Raw genomic sequence first — 7166 nt, 5'->3', positions numbered from 1 at the left:
AGAAGGCACAAGGGCGCGAATACATCAAAGAGGCCGAGGTAGCACCTCATCAAGAGCCCGGATATAAGCACGCAATCACACTAATAATGCTAAAAGTGGCTTGTACAATTGGAGGAGTCCATATAAGGTGGTTTATCCGCCGATAGGTTGCAATGAAGTTCCGGCAAAAACCATGTACATAAAAACCCGTTACAGTAATGCAGCGGGTTTTTTGCTGTTTGGGGTATAGAGATTTGATAGATATAAAACCTCGCAAGCCAATCAACACATCGCGAGGTAAACTCGCTTCTACCACCGAATACACAGCATTGTGGGAGTGCACGCATCCATGCGTTTATTTCCTGAGTTGCTAAACTGCGTTTTTGGACTTGATTATGAAAAGACGACTGTTTTATTGCCGTTAATGAAAAGCTTATGCTCGCAGGCTAATTGTAACGCGTTACAAAATACTGTTTTTTCAATGTCTCTACCGATTTTTGCCATCTCTTCAGCATTTTGAGCATGGCTAACTTGCGTGACATTTTGGGCAATAATAGGTCCTTCATCTAATTCATCATTAACAAAGTGAGCGGTAGCGCCAATAATTTTCACGCCACGCTCAAATGCCTGATGGTAAGGTTTTGCACCGATAAAGGCAGGCAAGAATGAGTGGTGAATATTGATAATTTTCCCGTCAAAGCGTGATACAAATTCCGGTGTTAAGATCCGCATATACTTTGCCAAGCCAACAATATCAGGATCATATTGTGCGATTAAATCGGCCATTGCACTGTCGTGTTCAGCTCTACTCAACCCTTCATGTGATACCAGATGAAAAGGAATACCAAAGCCTTTAACAAGGGGTTCCAACGTATCATAGTTTGCGATAACGGCTTGTACTTCAATATTGAATGCTTGTTCGTATTGTTTAAGCAACACGCCACCTAAGCAGTGCGCTTCCTTCGTCGCAAGTAGCACCACTTTTGTTCGTTCTTGCCCGTATAGGTTTAATTTGGCGCCAGTTGGTAATGACTGACGAAGTTGTGTCAGAAAGTTATCACTGGGTGTGCCTGTGAGCTCTGTACGCATAAAGAAGCGCTGTCCTTCTTTATCTACAAACTCATTATTACGCGTGATGTTTAGGTCGTGCTCATGACAAAGGCTAGTGATCTTCGCGATCAGTCCGATGTCATCTTTGCACTCTGTCGTTAGTATGTAACTCATTTCCTCATTCCAATTCGTCTAAGCGAACTTTCAGAATACTGCGAATTGGCAGTGAGATAAATGCTTAACGACAAAAAACTTTGCGATTGCTATCGTATTCAACAGCTGTCTGTACGCTCACCGCCCATGGTTGAGCAGTGCCTTGAGTTTTGCTGGTTTTACTGGCTTAGACAGGTAATGGATCTGCTCACTCTTAGCGGCGACTTTTACTTCTTCATCCCTCACGGCGGTAATTAAGATAGCAGGAACCGTATCTTGCCACACGGTGCGTAGCGATTTGATCAAAGAGATCCCATCACAGTTATCGTTAAGTTGGTAATCCATTAAAATAACATCTGGTGCGGAATTATGTTTTGCGTAAGCAAGCGCATCTTCTACTTTGTAAAACAGCTGATAGTAGCAATGCCATTTATCTAGCAGGCTCGCCATGGCTTCTAGGTTTTTCGGATCGTCATCAACCGCGATGACATTAAGTTGAGTTTTGCTTTGCGGTTTTTGGCTAATATCTTCTTTTACTTGGAGTAAATCCACATTGCCATAGGGTATGTCTATGGCAAAGCGGCTGCCTTGATTGACAACCGAGTTCACAGAAATTGTGATGGATAAGAGATCGCATAGACGTTTTACAACACCAAGCCCAAGCCCAATACCTTTATTATCGCCTGCTTGAATACGATAAAAATCGTTAAAGATCTTATTCTGCTCATGGTTTGAAATACCTGGACCGGTATCCCACACTTCAAGCCTTAAACTATGTTTACGGCGTCGACAGGCGATGAGCACTTTGCCACTGTCGGTATATTTAACGGCATTGGAAACCAGGTTTTGAATGATCCGGCGCAGGTAAGTGGTGTCACTGTGCACAATGCTGTGGGAGCTTCTCACCTTAAGTTCTAGACCTTTCTCTTTTGAAATGATGGCATACTCATTTGCCAGTGGTAGTAAGATATCGTCAATGTTAAAATGCCTAGGGGTTGGTTTCATTGCACCTTGTTCAAGTTTTGCAATATCCAAAAGCGCACTCATCAGATGTACGGTGGAGTCTAGGCTATCGGTGAGTTTTTCAAAGTTACCCTGATCTTTACTTATTAGATTGTGGGTATCAATCGCTGCTAAGTATAGGCGTGCGGCATTGAGTGGCTGCAAAATATCATGACTCGCAAGCGCTAAGAAGCGGGTTTTACTCTCATTTGCTTGTTCTGCTTCTTTTTTAGCTGCCATTAACGCCTGCTCTGTTTCGTGACGATTGGCTATTTCCGCTTTAAGATCCATATTAATAGTGCGGATCTCTTGGGTTCTGGCTTCAATACGGTTCTCTAGATCCATATTGATTTCTTCCAGTGCGTTTTGCGTCGCAATATGCGTAGTGATATCTGAAAAACTCGTCACAAACCCGCCTTCAGGCAGCGGGTTCCCCGTCATCTCAAATACTTGGCCATTACGACGGTGGCGAATAAAGTGGTGAGGAGTGCCATTTTTCAGATGTTGAACTCGTTTATCGACGTGTTTATCAATTTCACCAGGACCGCATTCACCGCGCTCGGCGTTAAATCGGATCACTTCCTCTATCGGTTGTCCGACTTCTAAGAAACCATCTGGGTAGGCGAACATCTCGTGATAACGCCTGTTCCATGCAACAAGTTTTAGATCTTTATCAACAACCGAAATCCCATGGCTTAGGTTTTCTAATGAGGTATAAAGTAGGTTTTGGTTGAACTGTAGTGCTTGTGTGGTTTCATCAAAAAAGTTAACCACCTCTTCAAATGCCATTTGGCGACCCGATGACACGGTACGGATCAGAGCTTGGGCAGATGAAGCACCGAGCACTCCCGTGAGTGCGCGCTCGCAGAATGAGATAAATTCAGGAGCTGGGTACGCGTCATTATCTTCTAAAATATTATTTTGAGCATAGTGCCCGAGCAGTTGCTGACTACGCTGAACGCCCAAGAAGGTTTGTAGTAGCACTTTAAAGTCATACACGGTAGCGCGAACTTGTTTATTCAAGCGTTTAGAGAGAGCAGCCTGATCTTTAGGGTTTACGAATGCCGCGGCCTGAATACGGTCGATTAGGCGCTCCTGTGCACCGATAGAAAAGCTAATATAGCAGCTAATGTTAGCGAGCAGTGCAAGTAAAGTTCCTCGGGTGATAAGGGTCTGACGCATTTCATAATCAAGTAATCCTCCAGCTTCCAGAATTGGAAACATAAGAAATAGCATCCAGCAGATAAAACCCGCGATGAGCCCCGCATATACGCCATACGCATGGCCTTTACGCCAATAAAGTCCACCGACAATCGCAGGCAATAGCTGAGTAACTAATGAGAAGGCAACTAACCCCATATTCGCGAGAGCTTCACCATGACCAAACCATTGCTGGTACATATACGAAAGTAATAAGATGGCGGCGATAACAAAGCGTCGAACTAAGAGTATTTGACTCTTAAAACTGCTGTTTAGAATGTTCTTCTTAAATTTACGCTTGAACAACAAAGGCAATACCACATCGTTTGATAACATGGTGCTAAGTGTGAGAGTCGCAACGACTATCATGGCCGTTGCCGCTGATAAACCGCCGATAAAGACAAATGTAGCGAGGATCGGATGCTCCATCATGATAGGTAAAGCAAGTACGAAACTATCCGGTGCGGCGCCATAGCCAATATCGGGGTGGATAGCGGCGGTAGCGATTGGGATGATCATGGCTGCTATCAATAACAAGTAAAGCGTAAATGCCCAGCGTGCGGTTTTTAAGTGTGAAGTATTGTGGTTATCTACTACTACAACATGAAATTGTCGGGGCAAACAGACGATGGCAGCCGCTGCCATAAGCGTTTGTCCAACGAAGTTGAAGTTAAAGAAGTCAAAAGATTGCCAATGTTCGCTCAATGCTTCAAATGAGTCTGGAACTTGAGCTAAAGATTGCCATGCAAGCACGGCAACAATACCGAGTGCGAGTAACTTAACGATAGATTCAAAAGCAACGGCCAACATCAACCCTGAGCGATACTCAGTCACATCTACCTTTCTAGTGCCAAAGAAAATCGCAAATAATGCCATGATCAAGGTGCCAGCTAATGCGAGCGCAGTGCCAGATACTTGCTCATCCTGCTGTAATAACAAAAAGCTACTACTCAAGGCTTTGAGCTGGAGTGCAATATACGGAATGGTTGCCAATAGGGCTATCATCGTTACCATGACGGCCGTAGTTTGGCGTTTACCGTATCGTGCCGAAATGAAGTCGGCAATGGTGGTGATATTCTGCTTTTTACTGACCAATATGAGTTTGCGCAAAAACCCCTGACCGAACAAAAACAGTAAAATGGGCCCTAAAAGAATGGGGAAGTAATGCCAACTACTGGTGGCCGCAGTACCTACCGAGCCGTAATAAGTCCAAGAAGTACAATAAATCCCTAAGGAAAAGGCATAAACAAACGGATGATGACTAATTTTGAGTGCGCGGGGGGTGGTTTTATCTCCCCAGTTGGCGAGCCAAAAAAGTACACCAATATAAGCAGCGGCAACAAGGAGTAAAATGGCAGTCATAATGTTTGTTATAGTTTTTGGTATTAATATCGTCATACTTTAGCAAACAAATGGCACCCATAGTCTAGTTTGCTCTATAATTTTATTTGAGATTTATATCTTATTTAAAATCAAAGTGTTATAGTTTTGTTTGGTGAGTAAAGAGGTTCATTCACCATTCAAGTTAGACTAATGTCTTACTGTCGTACCCACTCATTGAAAATACATCTTCATCCAACCTGTTTTGATTTATCTATTTGTTTATAAAGACTTTTTAATTCTAATGAATACCACGTATTTGCAGTTTACGTAAACGTTAACTTGGCGTTACGACTAAGGTCTCAATTTCAACTTACTAAGCCGTTGCTACTCTCATTAAGGTCTATTAACACAACTTGCTCCATGTTGGAGCGGGTGATAGGAGATTTAAAATGGCTTTTAAAAGTGAAGAACAAGCGAAAGCATATTGGTCAGAAAATCTCGCCTTGATGTTTAAGCTACTCGCTATCTGGTTTGTCGTTTCATTTGGATTCGGCATCCTGTTAGTTGATGTGCTCAACGAAGTTCGTTTTTTTGGATTTAAACTCGGATTTTGGTTTTCTCAGCAAGGCGCAATTTATACCTTTGTTGCGTTAATTTTTGTCTACGTTTCAAAAATGAATGCGTTGGACAAAAAATACGGCGTGGATGAGTGAGGAGCTAATCGATGGATGTTCAAATTTTAACTTTTATTATCGTCGGCCTTAGTTTTGCGCTTTATATCGGTATCGCTATCTGGGCGAGAGCTGGGTCCACGAATGAATTCTATGTTGCTGGCGGCGGTGTACCTCCTGTTGCAAACGGTATGGCAACTGCAGCAGATTGGATGAGTGCAGCGTCCTTTATTTCAATGGCGGGGATTATTTCCTTCGCTGGTTACGACGGCGGTGTTTACCTTATGGGGTGGACCGGCGGTTATGTATTACTTGCCCTGTGTTTAGCACCTTATTTGCGTAAATTTGGTAAGTTCACGGTACCAGATTTTATCGGTGATCGTTACTATTCTCAGGTTGCACGTGTGGTTGCGATCCTGTGTGCTATCTTCATCTGTTTTACCTATATTGCCGGTCAAATGCGTGGTGTTGGTGTGGTGTTCTCTCGTTTCCTTGAAGTGGATATTGAAACGGGTGTTTACATTGGTATGGTGATTGTATTCTTCTACGCGGTACTTGGTGGTATGAAGGGGATCACTTATACACAGGTCGCTCAATATTGTGTACTTGTCTTTGCTTATTTAGTTCCTGCTATTTTCATCTCACTGATGATGACGGGCCATTTACTACCACAAACTGGTTTTGGTGCAACGTTGGCTGATGGCTCGGGCACCTATCTACTCGACAAGCTAGATGGACTCAGTACCGAGCTCGGTTTTGCGCAGTACACCGAAGGCTCTAAGAGTATGGTTGATGTGTTTGCTATTACTGCTGCACTTATGGTTGGTACTGCTGGTCTGCCACATGTAATCGTTCGCTTTTTTACCGTTCCTAGAGTAAAAGACACTCGTATTTCAGCCGCTTGGACCTTAGTGTTTATCGCTATCGTATATACAACTGCACCCGCTGTTGCTTCGTTCGCTCGTGTAAACATGATCGATACTATCAACGGTAAAGATGGTAGTGGCACGGTATATGAAGAAGCACCACAATGGGTGAAAAACTGGGAAAGAACAGGCCTTATCGTATTCAATGATAAGAATGGTGACGGCAAAATGCAGTACTCTGCAGGCAAGATTGATGATCCTGCAAGTGCAAACGAAGTGAAGATTGACCGCGATATTATGGTATTGGCAAATCCAGAAATTGCGAATCTACCTGCGTGGGTGATTGCATTGGTCGCTGCAGGTGGTATTGCTGCGGCGCTATCGACAACCGCTGGTTTGCTACTGGTTATTTCAACATCGGTATCACATGACTTGTTGAAGCGTACCATCAAGCCGGATATCAACGATAAACAAGAATTGCTGGCTGCGCGCTTAGCGGCGATGGTCGCTATCGCAATCTCGGCATACTTTGGTATAAATCCGCCAGGGTTTGTCGCCTCGGTGGTTGCATTTGCCTTTGGTTTGGCTGCGGCGAGTTTCTTCCCTGCGATTATTATGGGGATATTCTCTAAGCGAATGAATAAAGAAGGTGCGATTGCTGGCATGGTTACGGGTATAGGCTTCACTGCAGCTTATATTATTTACTTTAAGTTTGTCAGCCCTGAGCTAAATGCCCCTGCAAACTGGTTGTTTGGGATTTCTCCTGAAGGGATCGGTATTGTAGGTATGCTAGTGAACTTCGTTGTAGCTGCACTGGTTATGAAGGTAACCGCGGATACACCTGAAGAAGTCAAAGTGATGGTTGATGGGATCCGTAACCCTAAAGGGTCTAGCGCTGCTCACGCACACTAAGCAATGCTAA

Annotated in this window: 4 protein-coding genes; 2 read left to right on the top strand and 2 right to left on the bottom strand. The window is 43.7% G+C overall.

What is annotated here, in order from left to right; genetic code table 11:
* Positions 1-372: 372 nt before the first annotated feature.
* Positions 373-1203, bottom strand: coding sequence for a formyltetrahydrofolate deformylase (purU, locus tag MHN30_RS22830; protein ID WP_239361201.1), 831 nt, complete (start codon positions 1201-1203; stop codon positions 373-375).
* 117 nt (positions 1204-1320) lie between these two features.
* Entirely contained in the window at positions 1321-4746 is a 3426-nt protein-coding gene (locus MHN30_RS22825; RefSeq protein ID WP_239361199.1) for a PAS-domain containing protein, read from the bottom strand.
* 410 nt (positions 4747-5156) lie between these two features.
* Between MHN30_RS22825 and MHN30_RS22820 the strand changes: the two genes are divergently transcribed.
* Together MHN30_RS22820 and MHN30_RS22815 are read left to right on the top strand one after the other, a co-directional pair.
* Complete coding sequence (locus MHN30_RS22820; protein WP_010607553.1) at positions 5157-5420, top strand: DUF4212 domain-containing protein; 264 nt, start codon at positions 5157-5159, stop codon at positions 5418-5420.
* Positions 5421-5431: 11 nt separating this feature from the next.
* Positions 5432-7156, top strand: a complete 1725-nt coding sequence (locus tag MHN30_RS22815; RefSeq protein ID WP_017216580.1) for a sodium:solute symporter family protein — start codon at positions 5432-5434, stop codon at positions 7154-7156.
* Positions 7157-7166 lie beyond the last annotated feature (10 nt).

It is taken from the genome of Pseudoalteromonas sp. OF7H-1 (genome assembly GCF_022347825.1).
GTDB lineage: Bacteria > Pseudomonadota > Gammaproteobacteria > Enterobacterales > Alteromonadaceae > Pseudoalteromonas > Pseudoalteromonas maricaloris.
This window is presented reverse-complemented; position numbering and strand designations above follow the sequence as displayed.